The organism is Algibacter sp. R77976, assembly GCF_044594645.1.
In the GTDB taxonomy this organism is placed as follows: Bacteria; Bacteroidota; Bacteroidia; order Flavobacteriales; family Flavobacteriaceae; genus Algibacter_B.
The window spans coordinates 2,653,831-2,671,319 of the sequence record NZ_CP138989.1 but is presented as its reverse complement, the minus strand read 5'-3'; the positions used below and the strand labels follow the sequence as shown (position 1 = coordinate 2,671,319).

The window sequence follows — 17,489 nt, the reverse complement described above, 5'->3', positions numbered from 1 at the left end:
TTAAGATTAATACCCAGGGTTTTGAACTATTTTACCTCTAGACAATTGGATTTCTTCTGGAGGAACAGGCCAAACCATATGTATATTAGGATCAAATAATGAACCACTATCCTGAGACTCTAATAAATTTGTAGTCTCAAATGGATCTGTACTTACCTCTGTATTATATTTTACAAATGACCCATCTGGACCAAGGATTAAAGCAATTCTTGGTACTCCATTGATTTTTTGCCTTCTAATGTCGTAAAGTCTGTGTTGCTCTAGTGCTAATTCCAAACGCCTTTCCTTCCATATAGCATCACGTAAAGCATCTCCAGATAATGACATATTTGTATCTAACTCAACTCGATCTCTCACCATTTCAAGTGAGTTTATTGCAGATGTTTCGTCGCCATTAAAATATGCAGCTTCAGCATGAATTAAAATAACATCTGCTAATCTTATATGAATATAAGACCCCGGAATTTGCCCTCTTGCATATGGCTCTGGCCTATCTGCAACAGGTGTATAATATTTTCTATTAGTACGTCCTGATTTGTTCTCACTTGGTTCTCCATCAAATTCGGTTACATCAGGATCTCCAAAAACAGGATCACCATGTTTGATAATGGTTGATCTTAGTCTAATATCATCTCCTTCTCTTAAAAAAGCATTTTCTAAATCACTTGATGGTGAGCACCAACCCCATCCGCGATCTCCGCGGCTTCCATTGGTAATAGAAAACTGTCCTCCAATTTCTTGAAAAGTTGGGTTATTTATATATTCAACCTCAAAAATAGATTCCATACCATGTGCATTTCCTACTTTGTAAATATTTGCAAAATCTGATTCTAAACTATACTCACCAGATTGTACAACATTTAGTGCCATAGCCTGCGCCTGTGCCCATTTTTCTTCATACAAATAAACCTTAGCTAATAATGATTGTGCAGCGCCTTTTGTAACTCTTCCTAAATCAGACGCAGCATATTCACTTTTTAAAGGTAAATTATTGATAGCCTCTTTCAAATCGGCTTCAATAAAGGCATAAACTTCTTCAACTGAAGAACGTTCCTTATCATTAATTGTTGGCTGTAAAATCTCATTATAAGATTCAACAATAGGCACGCCACCAAAGTTTCTAACCAAATCGAAATAGAAAAAAGCTCTCAAAAATTTAGCTTCAGCGAATAATCGATTTTTCTTATTTTCGTCAAAATCAACTTCAGGAATACGATCTAAAGAAATGTTAGCTCTAGTGATACCTATATAATGACTTTCCCAAAATGAATTGAAATAAGTTGATCCAGGAAAAACATTATATTGTGCTATACCTGTAATATCAGGTCTTGGCTGTCTGGTATTACCTGCCCAGTTATCATCCGTTGCCATTTCATTAATTTGGCGTTGAAAATTAACTTGCCACCAGCTCTCGCCATTTATCTTTCTGTAGATCCCATTAACGAATAACTCTGCATTTTCTTCTGATGAAAAGAAATCATCAAGTTGCTGTCTTCCTTGTAAAGGCTGATCTAAAAGTGCTTCTTTATCACAGCTTAAGTTAAATAATGCTGTGAGCATACATAAAAATAATACAATCTTTTTCATAGTTTTATAGTGTTAAATTTAATCCTAATAAATATGTTTTAGCCACAGGGTTTCTTGCAAAATCAACACCATAACCATTAATGATACCGCCAGTAGAAGATACTTCTGGATCAAACCCTGTGTAATCGGTTAGTGTTATTAAATTTTGTCCAGCAAGGTATAAACGACATCTTTTTATTCCTTTAACACTAAAGTTATAACCCAATTGAATATTTCTTAATCTTAAATAAGAACCGTCCTCTATAAATAAGTCTGATGGGTTTTGATAATTTCCATTTCTATCTAGCTCTGTAAGTCTTGGAAATTTTGCCCCAGTATTTGTTGGTGACCATACAACATCTTGTGTACCTGCTAATACATTTAGGTTTTGAGTACCTGCACGATTGTACTCTGTATTTCCATTGTATACATCATTACCAAATGTACCATACCATTGCATTGAAAAATCAAGCTTTTTATATTGCATGTTAATATTTAATCCTCCATAAAAATCTGGAAATGGGTTACCAATAGTTACTAAATCGTCGTCATTTAATACGCCATCATTGTTTTGATCAACAAAACGCAAATCCCCAATTTGAGCATTAGGCTGTATTATAGTGCCATCTTCTGATGTATGTGAATTCAACTCTGTTTGATTTTGAAAAATACCAGCAGTATCATAACCTTGAAATAAACCAACAACCTGTCCAAGCTCAGTAATCTTTACAAATCGATTTCCTAATGTTGGTCTTCTTTGTCCTAAAACTACTTCATTACCAGGAGCTAACTCAGCAGCTTTACTCTCATTGGTAGAAACATTTAAGTTAATACCTAATGTGAAGTCGTTCCATTTTTTATTGTAACCTAAAGCTAAATCTAAACCTTTAGATTCAAAACTACCTATATTTTGATCAACAGTACCCGGAATACCTGTAAGGTTTGGTGTTTCTACGCTAAATAATAAATCTTCAGACGTTTTAATATAATATTCCGCAGAGAATGTTAGTGCATTGTTAAACAAGCCCATTTCCAAACCAAAGTTTGTATCTCTAACAGTTTCCCATTTCAAATCTGGATTACCAAATTGACCTAAGAAATTTGAAACTACAGGTTGTCCACCAAAAACAAAATTATCTGAACCAACAGAGAAGAATTGTCCTGTTATTCTAATGTTTTCATTTCCAACTTCACCAGTACCTACTTTTAAACGTAAATTGTTAATGGTTTCACTATTAAAGAATTTTTCAGAATCAACATCCCAAGCAAATGAGATACTAGAAAATATACCTGTTCTTCCATCTTTAGGGAATTTAGAGGACTGATCAACCCTTACAGAACCATTTACAAAGTATTTATTATCGTAACTATAAATAGTTCTAAAAATACCTGATAAAATATTTTCTGTTCCTCTATTACCAGTTGCTCTAACCGTTTCGCCTTCAGCAGCATTTAATTGTCTTAAATCTTCATTCGTATTACTTGGAATACCATCTCTAAAACCTCTCAAAAAATTAGAGTTTTCTGAATCAAATAAAATTCCTCCTAAAACATTTAAATAATGTTTGTCATTTATAGTTTTATCAAACGTTATTGTGTTGTTAATTACATAATCCGTATTCTGGGTAACATTCTTGGTGTAGTTATTAATTTCTCTTTGGCGGTTTGGACCAATAAAATACTCTGGATTAAAAACCTCCCAGGTTAATGATGACTTATTAAAACCAAACTGCGATGTGAAAGTAAAATCAGGTGAGATTTTATAATCTAATTGTGTGTTAGAGAAGAGAGCAAAAAAATCATTTTCTGCAAATTGTCGCGCTATTTGGCCTACGGGATTATTCACTAAGTTTCGTGATAATCCATAAATACTAAATTCATTACGCCCCTCACGCTCACTTTGAGGGATAAAGACAGGCGTTAAAGGATCGATTCTAAGCGTACTAAATAACAAACCAGGTGTGTTTTCATATCGCTCTATTCTTGGGCTTATATCTTGCTTAATTGAAACTTTATCTGAAATTTTAAAATCCATATTAAATCGACCTGTTACCCTTTGATAATCTCCTATGGCATAATTTGATTCTTGATCGAAAAAACTAACACTACCAGCATACTTAATATTATCATTACCGCCAGAAGTTCTTATACTAGCGTTAATAACAGGCGCATAATCAACAACAACTTCATCCCACCAATCTGTACCTTCACCAAAATCATCTGCATTATAAAGTGGTGAGTTACCATCGTTTGCTCTTCTGGTATTAATTATGTTAATATACTCTTGAGCACCAGCTACTTCAATTTTATCCCAATTTTGGACCCCATAATTCAAATCAACATTAATCGTAGCCTTTCCAGATTTACCACGTTTTGTAGTAATAAGCACCACACCGTTTGATGCTCTAGAACCATAAATAGCAGATGCAGCAGCATCCTTCAAAATTTGAAAACTATCAATATCTTGTGCACTTACAGCATTTAAAGATGTACCATCGGGTTGCAAAACACCATCTATTACTATAAGTGGGCTTGTACTAGCATTTGCCGTTGTAATACCACGTATAACAATTTGCGGAGATGCACCAGGAGACCCTCCTGAAGATAGTACTTGCACACCTGCAGCCCTTCCTTGGAGTGCTTCAGCTGGATTACTTGCTACTTGCTTTGCAATGTCATCCCCATCTACAGAAACCATAGAGGTGGCTATTTTTTCTCTTTTTATAGCACCGTATCCAATTACAACAACTTCATCTAGTTGTGCATTATCAGTTAGCATGGTAATAGTAATAGTTTTTCTTCCATTAACTAATACCTCTTGTGTTTTATATCCGATATAACTAAAAACTAGCGTTGCATTGTTACCAATAGCTAGCATATAATTTCCATCAAAATCAGATACAAAACCATTATTTGTATTTTTTTCTAAAATATTAACTCCCGGAATAGGTTGACCATCTTCGTCTATTATAGTTCCCGATACTGTATTTTGGGATACTGCTGAAAAACCAACAAGTAAAAACCCCATTATAATTAAGATTGACTGTTTCATTTATTATTCAATTTAGTTTGGTTGATTTAGTATTATCTGTTTTTAACTATAACCCTATTTAAATGTGTGTCAAATATGAATGTATAATCCTTATTTAAAGCATCATCAGGAAATACATAATTTGAACCACCACCCGGTATAGCTATTGAACGGTCGTCAGGATCTGTTCTCCAAAAAGGCGCCCAACCTGCAGGGTTTGCATTTAGTATAAATCCATTGGCTCCAGCATCATTAGGCTGATCCTGCAACGTAACATCTATTGTCCATAGATATTGGTTAGCTCCATCTTGGGTAAAAGGCTTCCCTGATTTAAAGTGCCAGCATTGTGTGCTACCATCTGTATTATTTGTACAAGTGGACGTGGTAGCATCGATATAAACACCTCTACCTAAAATATATACTTGATCGTAAACCGTATCACTTGGCGTATAGACTGTTATGGTATAACTCAAATCTCTAATATCCATGGTTATTTCATAGTAACCCGTGCCAGGAATTACAATAGGATCTACTGATGCATCTTGACCAAGAACCAATTTCCCTGGTGTGCTTGGATCTGCACCGAAAGTGAATGGCGCAAAAGAGCCTTGTTGAGGCACAAACCTTACTTCGGAATTTGCGGCAGTAGAATAATAGCGTCCCGTAAACACATAACCATCTTCACCAGCGGCTTGACTATCCATAGTAGTAAAAGGAATTCCAAAAATATCTTGATTTAACGCTGCGTCAGTTGTTTCATCAGTTAAGAACATTGCATTAAATTGCAAATCACTAACCACGCTAACTGATACAGTCGCCGAGGATTCATTTCCGGTAGCATCAGTAGCCGTAATCGTAAACGTGTAATCTCCCGGCTCAGTAACATCAAAAGAGTTACTGTAATTAAAAGTGCTGCCAGATATTGCAGTTGTTTCATTCAACAAACTACTTTCAATTTTAATCTCTGCTAGCTCTCGGTCACTTAAATCAATATTTAAATCTATTTCGTCCCCAGCACCAATTAATATGGTAGCGCCATCAATTGGGCTGTTAATAGTGATAACTGGAGCCGTAATGTCCCTATCTAAAGTAATAACCACATCTCTGGTTGAGGCTACATCCCCCGCATTGGTTATTGTAACGGGTATGGTATGAACACTAAATTGCTCAGCATCATCCGGAACCTTAAATTTATACGATATTGTATAAGTTTCTGGTAAAGAATCTTTCACTATGGTTTTATCCAAAAACCAAGAATCATACTTAAAATTAATTGTTTTAATTCCAGCGGGGTCTGTAACTATCCCTTCAAAAAGAAAAATTTCTCCTGGTAAAGAAGATACTTCTTGATTTAGGGTTTGAAATTCTGGCGTAGAATCTACGCTAACAGAGTCATCATTATCGCAACTAGCCACAAATATTAATGCAAATATCAGACTAATGCCTCCGAGCAATTTTAATTTAGTTGTTTTCATTATTAATTATTTAGTTAATTGTTTCTAAAATCTTAAACATAGACGTTTTAACATTAAATGTGTTTAATTTCTATTTAAAACCCATTTTTTATTTTATTTAAAAATAACCACAATTATAAACATTCCTTATTTTATTAATGTGATTTTATTAAAACTATAGGTTTCAACAAATTAATTATACAAATTTATAACAGATTAAGTTTATAGCAATAGACAAAAAAACCATAAACATGGATAAAAACACTTAGGTTTAAAGTATTTTAATTATACTTGTTAACCAATAAACAATGTGATTTAACAAATTTATAGTGTTGTTTAATAAAAAGAATGTTCTTTGTTTTAACAAAAAAACAATGATGTTATTTTTTCAGGCACATATTACATACCTTATCGATTAAACAAGTTTAAATACAATGTATGTTAACTGCTTTATCTAAAATTGACTATTGGTGCTATTGCAAATAAACCAAACATAAAGTATACTAATATGGATAATGAATTTATAAAAGAGGGATTTCTTGGTCAGAAAATGATGGCTTTACCAAAAGCAATAATTAATACAATAAAGAACAATTCTATTACCAAAAAATTCTACATAAGCGATTTAGGCTATTACCCTGTTGCACATAATCATTACCGTTTTAGAAAAAAAGGGGCTAAGGAATTCATTTTTATTTATTGCATCAAAGGTAAAGGCGAGATTATTATAAACAATGAAAGAACTGAAATAACACCAAATCAACTTTTTATTATTCCCAATAAGGTAAAGCACGAATATAGAGCAGATAAAACAGATCCATGGAGCATTTATTGGTTTCATTTTAACGGTACAATGGCTCCTAACCTTTATAAACGGTACAAATCAACTAACTATAATAACTACAGAGACGTTTCTTTTTCCTCTGATAAGATAGATTTATTTAATAGAATATTTGACTTGTTTGAAAGAAATTATTTAGAGAATCAAATAGAGTATGCAAACTTACTTAGCTTAGGTCTCATTAGTTCTTTAATTTATCATAATTCTGATTCCCGTACTAAAACCAATCAAAAAGAAACACTAGTTGACCAAATAAAGAGTTTTTTACTAAACAACTTAGAAGAAAATTTTTCGTTAGTTGAAATTGCAGATAAATTTAATTATTCAAAATCATATTTACATACCAAATTCAAGAAAGAAACAGGTTACCCAATAATGGTTTTTTTTAATCTAAAAAAGGCTCAAAAAGCTTGTGAATATTTAAATTATACTGATATGAGCATAAAAGAAATAAGTTACAAGGTTGGTTTTGATGACCCCTTATATTTCTCAAGAATTTTTAAAAATTTCATGGGAAAATCACCCAGACATTATAAGCAAAGCAAACGAAAATAAAGGGCTTATTATACTTCTGCCATTGTTTAATTAATGCAGATTACTTTCTTTCGGATACATAAAGTACTCATCTCCTATTTATAGGATTTTCTAGAAAAATGATACAAATACAGAACAATTATTATCAAAAATAAGGTGTTACTAAACATAAGAATAATTATAGTACAAATAATATTAAAATATTAAAGCCCTAAAATTAATGCTTAAAATTATTTAGTAAAACCCAAAACAGATTTCAAACTATGAAAGAAAATTGTTTTTAAAAATAATTTTCTTTTTTCTTGAATATTTCAGGTTTTCGTTTATGTCCGTTTTAGGTTCTACTGGTAGTTTTTGCCATCAAAAAAAAAGCAACTAAAAACTATGGGGTTGGTTAAAAAATGAGCTTAATCATTAATTGAAAATCTATTGCAGAATTAATGGTTTAATCAATTAAAATATAATCAGTTATTGTAATTGACTCTTTTAATTATTTAATAATAGAATTCGCTATAATTCAATTATAATTTTAATTAACGAGATTCAATTAAATTGAATCCAATTGAATTGAAAAAAGCAACAGTGAAAAGCTAAGATTTGTTTTAATTAAAACTTAGTCATTCAGAAAATATTAAAAATGCTTTTTTTAAGTTATACGTTTTTATTGGTTAACACATATTTGGTAATCATGACTTTTTGAGAAAATTATTTTTAAAAACAATTATTCCTCGTTGGCTTATTTTTAAATAGACACAGCATCAACTAATATTTATAATATGCTTTAGCAAAATGTTTGATTTCTAATCAATTTTCAGTATTTTAACGTCTGTTTTCTTTTTGGTTAAATTATAGATTTTCATTCAGTTTATATTTTTAACATCATAGATGTCGCTTTTTTATTTTATTTTTAAAACATTATTACGCTTTAAATAAATAGTGCTATCTTTGATAGCATTAAATTTTTAATTAATGAATGAAAATAACTTAACTGCTTTAGGTGAACAGATCTATTCCATTAAAGATATAAGTCCAAAACAATTAGGTGTTACTTCAAGACAAATCAATTACTGGATTCAGCATAAACTGACACCTTTTTTACAGCTGCAGGATGATGATCTCGAAAATGATGATGAAGTATCGAAAAGAAAATGGGTCAGGCTAAATCTTGTTCAGGCTGTTTGGGTATGTATTATAAAGGAATTATTGTCATTGGGTACAACTATTCTAGATTTAGATGTGCTTGCTCAAAATGTTTGGAACAAACCTAGGATAGAAAAATATGCAGATAAAGTGTTTCAGAAAGAATTAAACAGAAAAGTAAATCCACTTTCAGAGAATGCTCAACAAACCATAAAAAATTATTTAGGCGATGAGCTTTTAATGGAGCATGAATTTAGAACTGTAATTAATCCGTTCACAGATATGGTTAAATCAGTCATTCTTACTGAGGGTCTACCCCATTCTATGGTCTATGTACCAGAAACTATAGCGCATAACTTTTTATTACATGATCATGAATTGACCCTTAAACTAAGTAGTGCTTTTATGGAACATCCTTTAATTAGCATTCCCATTGTTCCAATCGTAGCAAAGGTATTCGCACTTGATTTTAGCAATCCTAAGAAAGAGCTTTTATATTTATCCGACATTGAAAAACAAATTCGGGATATAGTGGTCTTTAAAAAGCCAAAGAGTGTTGTCATTGCATTTGAGAACGACCACATAAAACCCATTACCATAACTGAGCAACACAAAAGCAAGGAACAATTGGCCCGTTACATTTTGGAGAATAAGATTGCTAAAGGTTCCAAGCTTTTAATTGAAATACGGTCTCAAGGAAATTATGTCTTGACCTTAATTAAAAAATAAATAACATGAATTTATATGTATCATATAATCAGTCCCTGAAAACACAGCCTGGTTTAATCTCCCTAAGAGATGGACCAGAAATCAGAACTTTGGACTACAGCCAAACATATTTTAAATCATCAAAATGAACATCCATTAACGGACAATGAAATAAAAGAAACTATTAAACTATTAGAGGGCATATCAAGTGTGATATGTCAGAACTTAACTGTTAAGCTATGAAAAATGTTATTTTATATGCTAGGATATCTACCGACGAGCAAGCTGATAAAGGCTATTCCCTTCGTGATCAAGAAGCTAAATTGATTCAATATTGTAAAGAACGCGATTATAGGGTTATTGAGATTTATAGAGAGGACTATTCTGCTAAAACCTTTAAAAGGCCTGAGTTTAAAAAACTGTTGACTTTTTGTAAGAGTAACAAGAGACAGGTAGATGAGCTACTGCTTGTCAAATGGGACAGGTTTTCAAGAAATACGGCAGAATCGTATCAAATGATTGGAACTTTTAATGCTTTGGACATTAAAATAAATGCTATTACCCAGCCATTGGATATGACTGTTCCTGAGCAATTGCTTATGATGGCAGTTTACTTAGCAATTCCTGAGGTTGAAAACCAGCGGCGTTCTCAAAATGTCATTGCTGGTATGCGTCGGGCTTTTAAAGAAGGCAGGTATGTGGGCTCTCCTCCAAAAGGCTATTATGTAGGGAGGGATGATTCTAAAAAACCAATTCTCATGCCTTCAAAGAATGCACCTTTAATCCAAGAGGCTTTTGAACTCATTTCAAAAGGTATTTATACACAAAAAGAAGTACTTAATAGATTAAAGAAAAAGGGGCTTAAAAGCTCCAAAACTGTGTTTTCCATTCTTCTTAGAAACCCTATCTATTATGGTAGTGTGTTTATTAAAGCTTATAAGGAGGAACCTGAGACTGTAGTTGATGGTATTCATGAGCCCATCATTTCTAAAAAACTGTTCGACGATGTTCAAGTTGTACTGAATTCAAAAAAGAAAAAGCACCATGTCACTCATAGCAAGGTAAATGCTAAGTTTCCTTTAAAAGGGTTTTTGGTTTGTCCTGAATGTAATAGACCGCTTACTGCAAGTACCTGTAAAGGACGTTCACAGTATTATTCGTATTACCATTGTATAAGTCCTTGTAAAGGTAGATATCGTCTTGAAGAGGCCGAAACCAACTTTATTTCCTTTTTAGAAAGTATCTCCTTAAAACAGCCCGCTCTTGAGTTGTTACAACTTATTATCAAAGAGCAACTATCAAAACAGCTCTTAACCTCTAAATTGGGGCCGAAACATTATGAAAAAGTGAAGCTTATTAATGATAAACTCATCAAACTTCAAGATCTTTTTATTGACGGCGGACTAGATAGAAATGAGTACTCTCAAGCTAAAAAAAGATATACAGATATTCTAGCCGAACTTAACCTTTTGGAACATAATCAAAATAAACAAAAAGACATTTTAGATACATATAAAAAAGGCTTATCAAACCTGCAAAATTTTGATAAACAATACATTGAAGCGGATATTGATCATAAACGACTGCTTACCGGTTTGATATTTCCAAATAAATTCGGTTTTCAAAATAAAAAAGTTCAAACCGCTGATATTAATCCGCTACTTTTTAAAATTTCTAGTATTAATAGGCTTTTTGAATCAAAAAAGAAACGGGACAATCTTAATATTAAGAATTTGTCCCGTTCAGTGAGCCCTGAAGGATTCGAACCTTCGACCGCCTCCTTAGAAGGGAGGTGCTCTATCCAGCTGAGCTAAGAGCCCTCAAAGAAACTATTTCTAATTTCTGGTGTGCAAATATAAAATTAACTATATATCTAACCAAAAGAAATGTTTATAATTTTACACAAAAAAAATTATAGCTTCATAAATAAGTGGTTTTTAATTTTATAGCTAAAATTATACTAAACATTAGCTTGAAAATTTATATATTTTGAGGTTTCAAATCATAAAAATATGGGTAAGCATCGGTAATTAACCTTACTTTTGTGTTTGTAAAAGTCTTTTTTATTTATAATGAGTACATTCGAAACCAGTTTAGTAGTTACAAAAGCACATATAGACGATTTAAACCATGTAAACAACGTGCATTATGTACAATGGGTACAAGACATTGCTAAAGCGCATTGGCAGTCTAAAGCTTCGGAAGACATACAGGCTAAATATGGTTGGTTTTTACTTTCTCATTTTATTGAATATAAAAGTGCAGCTGTTTTAAACGACACTATAAACTTAAAAACCTATATCGCTAAAGTAGAAGGCGTTAAATACACCCGAATTGTTGAAATGTACAACGCTACAAACAACAAACTACTTGCCAAATCTGAAACAAAATGGTGTTTTATAAATTTAAAAACAGAGCGACCATCTAGAATTCCTCAAGAAATTGTAGATTTATTTGATTAATTTACCAGTATCATACTAAATCATAATTTCAAAAGTTATATTTTTAGCCATCTAAATTATTGTCTTTCAATGAAACGTTATTTATACTTTATAATTACTTTAGGATTTTTAATGCTTTGGAGTTCATGTCGTAAAGATTTTGAATTCTCTCCAAGTACAGGAAGTCTGCAATTCTCAAAAGACACTATATATTTAGATACTGTTTTTAGTAACATTGGTTCAAGCACCTATAATTTAAAAGTTTATAATAAAACTGATGATGATATTTCTATTCCTTCGGTTGGTTTAGCTTTAGGCGAAGCTTCTAATTACAGATTAAGTGTTGATGGTATTGCCGGAAAAAGCTTTAATAATATTGAAGTTTTAGCAAAAGACAGCTTGTTTATTTTTGTTGAAACAACTGTAAATATTAATGATTTTACACCTAATGGAAATTATATATATACGGATCAAATTGAATTTGACTCTGGCTCAAACTTACAAACTGTAGAGTTGGTAACCTTAATACAAGATGCAGTTTTTATATACCCAGAGCGAGATGGCACAACTAAAGTAATAGAAACCTTAACGCTAGATATTGATGGCGAATTAATTGAAACTGAATTACAAGGTCGAGAATTATCTCCTACAGAACTCACCTTTACCAACGATAAACCTTATGTTATTTACGGATTTGCTACTGTACCAAATGGAGAAACATTAACTATTAATGCTGGTGCGCGTGTGCATTTTCATGACAACTCAGGTATAATAGTTTCAAACGGTGCAACCATTAATGTAAATGGTGCTTTTAGTAACGACCAAGAGGCGCTTGAAAATGAAGTTATATTTGAAGGCGATCGTTTAGAACCAGATTTTGCAGATGTTCCTGGACAATGGGGAACCATTTGGCTATTAGATGGCAGTTTAAATAATACGATTAATTATGCCACAATAAAAAATTCAACAATTGGTGTGCTATCAGATGGTAACCCAAGCGAAACAAACGACAAGCTTACCATTACCAACTCGCAAATTTATAACTCAAGTAGTTTTGGTATTTTGGGTAGAAACACTTCTATAACTGGAGAAAACGTGGTGATTAATAATTCTGGTTTATCATCGTTTGCAGGTACTTTAGGCGGGAAATATAATTTTACACATGCAACAATTGCAAATTATTGGAATGCTGGTTTTAGGCAATTTCCATCAGTATTGCTAAACAATTTTGTTTTAGATGAAGATAACAATGCAACTATCGCAGATTTAACCGAGGCTAATTTTAATAACTGTATTATCTACGGAAATGATAATCCCGAATTTTTACTTGATGAAATTGAAGATGCCTCTGTTGTTTTTAATTTTAAGTTTACCAATTGCTTGATTCGTTTTAATGATACTAATAATAGTTTTACTGGTGCCAATTACGATTTTGATGATACTACTAAATACGAAGGCATCATTTTTAATCAAGATCCTAATTTTAAAGATAGTGAGTTAAACGAACTTATTATTGGAGACGATTCTGCAGCTAATGGTCAAGGTTTATCTACTTTGGCTTCGCAAGTTCCTGTAGATATTTTAAATGTAAACAGAACAGCTTCTCCAGATTTGGGAGCTTACCAACACATTACTTTTCCTGAGGATGATTAATTAAAAATAATTATTGTATTAATTTTTTGATTAATTTTGCTGAAATTCTTTTATAATGATAAAAGCAAAGAGAAATATGAGTGACTTCGACAGAATCATAAGATTCGTAGTCGCATTATTGTTATTAAGTATTGTTTTTATTGGAAAAATTGGAGGTTTTCTTGCTATTGTATTAATTATTGTTTCTATTCCTTTTTTAATAGCAAGTATTACAGCACATTGCCCGTTTTACAAATCAACAAATCTATCAACTTATACACATGAGGATTTTGAAGATTTTAATGACACCAAGCATAATGACAGTTTTTAATTAGGATATCTAATTTTCTTGGTTGTAAACTTCTAAAACTAATTTACTGAAAATTCTTTCTATATTTTCTATTTAATTTGTATTTTCTAAATCAAGGATTAAACATCCAAAAACAAGATTTATACTATTAAAAAGATAAATATGAAAAAAGTAATTTACCTTTTATTAATATCTTTCAACTTCGTTTTAAGTAGTTGCCAATCACAAACCGATTATATAAAAGCATCGGAATCTGAAATAGATCAAGAAGAACTAAATTTTGCCAAAGACTTATCACACAAAATACTTACTGAACAAAAAAAAGGTGGGTATTATAACTTAACGGAAAATGAGGCTACATCTAAAATGGCAGAAGGATTAAATGAATCCCTTCAGAAAGCATCATATAAAAAAATTAAAGCCCTATTTGGTGATTATAAAGATTTAAAATTTGAATCTCTTATGATTGGCACCAAAGGCAATAAATTCAAAATATACAGATTTAAAGGAATTTTTGATTCGGGTTCTGACGTTGAAGTTCGTGCTGTTTTAAACAACAAAAGAAAACTAGCTGGTTTTTTTATAAAACCTTGGAACGAGGCATTATAAATGAACAAAGCGCATTTGTATCAGTAGTCATTTTTTTAACTGGCAATTCAATATTTATATAAGCCCAGGATTAAGAACCAATAACGATTGAAAACACAAAAGTGTTAAATGTTAATTAACAATTAAATAAAATCTAAACCATATTTTCCTACGTAAATCTGATATAACAAAACCCTTGAAGATTTATGAACATCCTACTTTACCTTCGCAAAATCAATCTTGTCATTAAAAAATCTATCCATTCTACGACAACCTTTTTTCGACACAAAACAACTCCCAATAATTTCGAAAACAATTTTGTTTCTTTAAGTACTTTTCTACTTATGGGACTTGGAATATCTTTTTTTTGGGTGTTTCATAACGATTTTGAAAAATTTAATATTGATAGATTAAGTACTACTATAGGCTTTGTTTTTGGTGTAGTTGCATTTAGCATTATGGTCTATAAAGTGTTATTATTTGCATACATGTTCTACAACTTTTTTAAGTACAAACCTGTTGCTTCTGTGCCAGATATCGATTTACCAACTTGTACGGTAATAGTGCCCGCATATAATGAAGGCAAACAAGTTTGGGACACCTTAATGAGTTTAGCGGAAAGTGATTACCCTAAAGAAAAATTACAATTAATTGCTATTGATGATGGCAGTAAAGACGATACATGGACATGGATAAAAGATGCTAAAGAAAAATTAGGAGACCGCTTAGAAATTTATAAACAACCAAAAAACAAAGGAAAAAGACACGCCCTTTACCGTGGTTTTAATATTGGAACTGGTGATGTTTTTGTTACTGTAGATAGCGATTCTATTGTAAATATCGATACTTTAAAGCTTTTGGTAAGTCCGTTTGTGCATAACCCACAATGCGGGGCTGTTGCAGGAAACATTCGAGTTTTAAATAATAAAAAAGCAACACTACCTAAAATGCTAGATATCAGTTTTGTTTTAAGTTTTGAGTTTGTAAGATCTGCAGAAAGTAATTTAAATTCTGTGCTTTGCACTCCGGGAGCTTTAGCGGCTTATCGCAGTACAGCGGTTCATAATTGTTTACCACAATGGATTAACCAAACCTTTATGGGTGTGCCATCGGACATTGGTGAAGATCGCGCTATGACCAATATGATTTTAAAGCAAGGTAAGCATGTGTTGTTTCAAAAAAATGCTATCGCATATACTAATGTTCCTGAAGAATATACAGGCTTGTATAAAATGTTTATTCGATGGGGACGCAGTAATGTGCGCGAAAATTTAGAGATGTCGAAGTTTGTGTTTACTAATTTTAGATCTGACTCAAAATTTGGTGTGCGTTTGTTATTTATAAGTCAGTTTTCAAAAATATTAATGAGTTTTCCGTTTTTATTTTTCATGCTATACTTTGTACTTATACACCCTTTACTGTTTCTAGGTTCTACATTGGTAACAATTTTAGTACTTGCTACATTTCCGGTAATATTCTTTGCTCATAAATACAAATCTTTTGAAGCGTTTTGGGCGTACTCATATAGTATTCTTTACAGTTTTGGGTTGTTTTGGATAACACCTTACGCCATTGCTACAGCCAACCGAAGTGGTTGGCTTACTCGAGAGCTAGCAAATAAAAAGGTAACTAAAGTTTAGAAAAAACACTTGCATAATTTGGGTACACCACATGAGTAAGTGCGTTAGGGATTGCAATGAATAGCCCACAGCCCGACGCAGGAGGTGCGAGGACTTGGAATGTAAAGCCCGACCCTTGTGGTAACCTGCCTGCCGGCAGGCAGGCGCCCAAAACAAAAAATCCCGCTATAAAGCAGGATTCTTTCAATCAACACTTAAGCCAATTAAGGCTTAGTTTTATACGAATAAAGGCTTATCCTTCATCATAGTATTTACTTTTGCTTTTACTGCTTCTAGAGTAGCTTCATCTTCGAAGTTTGTTATTACTTCGTCAATTAAATCTACAATGGCAGCCATATCTGTTTCTTTTAAACCACGTGTTGTAATTGCTGCAGTTCCTAAACGGATTCCTGAAGTTACGAATGGTGATTTATCATCGAACGGTACCATGTTTTTATTTACTGTAATATCTGCTTTTACTAAAGCTTGCTCAGCTTGCTTACCAGATATATCTTTATTTCTTAAATCGATTAACATACAATGGTTGTCTGTTCCGTTAGAAATAATGTTGTAATCTTTAGCTACTAATGCATCGGCCATAGCTGACGCATTTTCTTTTACTTGAAGTTGGTAATGTAAAAAGTTATCAGTTAAAGCTTCACCAAATGCAATTGCTTTTGCAGCGATAATATGCTCTAAAGGTCCGCCTTGATTTCCTGGAAATACTGCAGAATCTAGAAGAGACGACATTTTACGTAAGTTCCCGTTTTTAAGCGTGATACCAAATGGGTTATCGAAATCTTGCCCCATCATAATCATTCCTCCTCTTGGCCCTCTTAATGTTTTATGAGTTGTTGTTGTTACAATATGACAATGTGGAAGCGGATCGTTTAAAATACCTTTCGCAATCATACCTGCTGGATGTGAGATATCTGCTAATAAAATAGCACCAACGCTATCTGCTATTACTCTAAAACGTTTAAAATCGATATCACGAGAATAAGCTGAAGCTCCTGCTATAATTAGCTTTGGTTGCTCTTTTGTAGCTATTTCTTGAATTTTATCGTAATTTAAAACACCAGTCTCCTGCTCTACACCATAAAATGATGGTTTGTATAATTTACCTGAAAAGTTTACTGGCGATCCGTGAGTTAAATGCCCTCCGTGAGACAAATCGAAACCTAGTATTTTATCTCCTGGATTTAAACATGCATGATATACTGCTGTGTTTGCTTGACTTCCAGAGTGTGGTTGCACGTTTACGTAAGCTGCTCCAAATAAAGCTTTTGCTCTATCGATAGCTATTTGCTCTACTTCATCAACTACTTCGCAACCGCCATAATAACGCTTTCCTGGGTAGCCTTCTGCATATTTATTGGTTAATACAGAGCCTGCAGCTTCCATGACTTGTTCGCTTACAAAATTCTCTGATGCAATAAGTTCAATACCATGTAATTGGCGTTCTTTTTCAGCTTGAATAAGTTCAAAAATTTGTTCGTCGCGTTGCATAAAATAGTGTTCTAGTTAAATTAATGTGCAAAAATAGCAAATAGATTAGTTATAAGTATTAAAAAAAGTAGAATTACCATGAAGTTTTCAACGGTTTATTAACGATTAAATTTAAC

The 17,489-nt window shown here is 32.4% G+C and carries 12 protein-coding genes, 1 tRNA gene and 1 pseudogene; 9 read left to right on the top strand and 5 right to left on the bottom strand.

What is annotated here, in order from left to right; translation table 11 throughout:
* Nucleotides 1–6: 6 nt before the first annotated feature.
* Genes SJY43_RS11455 through SJY43_RS11445 form a run of 3 tightly spaced genes read right to left on the bottom strand, consistent with a single transcriptional unit; the run spans nt 7 to nt 6,072 of the window.
* Nucleotides 7–1,587, bottom strand: a complete 1,581-nt coding sequence (locus SJY43_RS11455; RefSeq protein WP_396600877.1) for a RagB/SusD family nutrient uptake outer membrane protein — start codon at nt 1,585–1,587, stop codon at nt 7–9.
* A gap of 4 nt (nt 1,588–1,591) precedes the next feature.
* On the bottom strand, nt 1,592–4,618 hold the full coding sequence (locus SJY43_RS11450; protein WP_396600876.1) for a SusC/RagA family TonB-linked outer membrane protein: 3,027 nt from the start codon (nt 4,616–4,618) through the stop codon (nt 1,592–1,594).
* Nucleotides 4,619–4,650: 32 nt separating this feature from the next.
* Entirely contained in the window at nt 4,651–6,072 is a 1,422-nt protein-coding gene (locus tag SJY43_RS11445; RefSeq protein ID WP_396600875.1) for a hypothetical protein, read from the bottom strand.
* A gap of 487 nt (nt 6,073–6,559) precedes the next feature.
* Here SJY43_RS11445 and SJY43_RS11440 point away from each other — a divergent pair, with 487 nt between their 5' ends.
* From SJY43_RS11440 to SJY43_RS11425, 4 genes and pseudogenes are all read left to right on the top strand, one after another.
* The gene (locus SJY43_RS11440; protein ID WP_396600874.1) at nt 6,560–7,447 is read left to right on the top strand and encodes an AraC family transcriptional regulator; all 888 of its coding nucleotides are present in this window, start codon (nt 6,560–6,562) and stop codon (nt 7,445–7,447) included.
* Between the two features lie 948 nt (nt 7,448–8,395).
* Nucleotides 8,396–9,295 (top strand): hypothetical protein, encoded by a 900-nt coding sequence (locus tag SJY43_RS11435; RefSeq protein WP_396600873.1) that lies wholly within the window; start codon nt 8,396–8,398, stop codon nt 9,293–9,295.
* Between the two features lie 69 nt (nt 9,296–9,364).
* Nucleotides 9,365–9,517, top strand: a complete 153-nt coding sequence (locus SJY43_RS11430; RefSeq protein ID WP_396600872.1) for a hypothetical protein — start codon at nt 9,365–9,367, stop codon at nt 9,515–9,517.
* Nucleotides 9,514–10,284 (top strand): annotated as a pseudogene (locus SJY43_RS11425) (recombinase family protein); the annotation flags it as partial. The gene SJY43_RS11430 and the pseudogene SJY43_RS11425, both read left to right, overlap by 4 nt.
* 736 nt (nt 10,285–11,020) lie before the next feature.
* Here the strand turns inward: SJY43_RS11425 and SJY43_RS11420 are convergent.
* Nucleotides 11,021–11,094, bottom strand: a tRNA-Arg gene (locus SJY43_RS11420).
* A gap of 252 nt (nt 11,095–11,346) precedes the next feature.
* On the opposite strand from SJY43_RS11420, the gene SJY43_RS11415 reads away from it, so the two are divergent.
* The 5 genes from SJY43_RS11415 (at nt 11,347) to SJY43_RS11395 (ending at nt 15,885) form a co-directional block, all read left to right on the top strand.
* On the top strand, nt 11,347–11,736 hold the full coding sequence (locus SJY43_RS11415; protein ID WP_396600871.1) for an acyl-CoA thioesterase: 390 nt from the start codon (nt 11,347–11,349) through the stop codon (nt 11,734–11,736).
* A 69-nt stretch (nt 11,737–11,805) separates the two neighbouring features.
* Complete coding sequence (locus tag SJY43_RS11410) at nt 11,806–13,368, top strand: hypothetical protein (RefSeq protein ID WP_396600870.1); 1,563 nt, start codon at nt 11,806–11,808, stop codon at nt 13,366–13,368.
* A 55-nt stretch (nt 13,369–13,423) separates the two neighbouring features.
* The gene (locus SJY43_RS11405; protein ID WP_396600869.1) at nt 13,424–13,678 is read left to right on the top strand and encodes a DUF2892 domain-containing protein; all 255 of its coding nucleotides are present in this window, start codon (nt 13,424–13,426) and stop codon (nt 13,676–13,678) included.
* Between the two features lie 141 nt (nt 13,679–13,819).
* On the top strand, nt 13,820–14,266 hold the full coding sequence (locus tag SJY43_RS11400; RefSeq protein ID WP_396600868.1) for a hypothetical protein: 447 nt from the start codon (nt 13,820–13,822) through the stop codon (nt 14,264–14,266).
* 185 nt (nt 14,267–14,451) lie between these two features.
* Entirely contained in the window at nt 14,452–15,885 is a 1,434-nt protein-coding gene (locus SJY43_RS11395; protein ID WP_396600867.1) for a glycosyltransferase, read from the top strand.
* A gap of 216 nt (nt 15,886–16,101) precedes the next feature.
* Here SJY43_RS11395 and glyA read toward each other — a convergent pair whose 3' ends face one another.
* Nucleotides 16,102–17,373 (bottom strand): serine hydroxymethyltransferase, encoded by a 1,272-nt coding sequence (gene glyA, locus SJY43_RS11390; protein WP_396600866.1) that lies wholly within the window; start codon nt 17,371–17,373, stop codon nt 16,102–16,104.
* Between the last annotated feature and the right edge of the window lie 116 nt (nt 17,374–17,489).

Excerpts from the sequence above, each read along its gene's own strand:
- SJY43_RS11395 (WP_396600867.1), top strand. The coding sequence starts at position 14,452 with ATGAACATCCTACTTTACCTTCGCAAAATCAATCTTGTCATTAAAAAA.
- SJY43_RS11400 (WP_396600868.1), top strand. The coding sequence starts at position 13,820 with ATGAAAAAAGTAATTTACCTTTTATTAATATCTTTCAACTTCGTTTTA.
- SJY43_RS11430 (WP_396600872.1), top strand. The coding sequence starts at position 9,365 with ATGGACCAGAAATCAGAACTTTGGACTACAGCCAAACATATTTTAAAT.
- SJY43_RS11405 (WP_396600869.1), top strand. The coding sequence starts at position 13,424 with ATGATAAAAGCAAAGAGAAATATGAGTGACTTCGACAGAATCATAAGA.
- SJY43_RS11440 (WP_396600874.1), top strand. The coding sequence starts at position 6,560 with ATGGATAATGAATTTATAAAAGAGGGATTTCTTGGTCAGAAAATGATG.
- SJY43_RS11415 (WP_396600871.1), top strand. The coding sequence starts at position 11,347 with ATGAGTACATTCGAAACCAGTTTAGTAGTTACAAAAGCACATATAGAC.
- SJY43_RS11410 (WP_396600870.1), top strand. The coding sequence starts at position 11,806 with ATGAAACGTTATTTATACTTTATAATTACTTTAGGATTTTTAATGCTT.
- glyA (WP_396600866.1), bottom strand. The coding sequence starts at position 17,373 with ATGCAACGCGACGAACAAATTTTTGAACTTATTCAAGCTGAAAAAGAA.
- SJY43_RS11435 (WP_396600873.1), top strand. The coding sequence starts at position 8,396 with ATGAATGAAAATAACTTAACTGCTTTAGGTGAACAGATCTATTCCATT.
- SJY43_RS11445 (WP_396600875.1), bottom strand. The coding sequence starts at position 6,072 with ATGAAAACAACTAAATTAAAATTGCTCGGAGGCATTAGTCTGATATTT.
- SJY43_RS11455 (WP_396600877.1), bottom strand. The coding sequence starts at position 1,587 with ATGAAAAAGATTGTATTATTTTTATGTATGCTCACAGCATTATTTAAC.
- SJY43_RS11450 (WP_396600876.1), bottom strand. The coding sequence starts at position 4,618 with ATGAAACAGTCAATCTTAATTATAATGGGGTTTTTACTTGTTGGTTTT.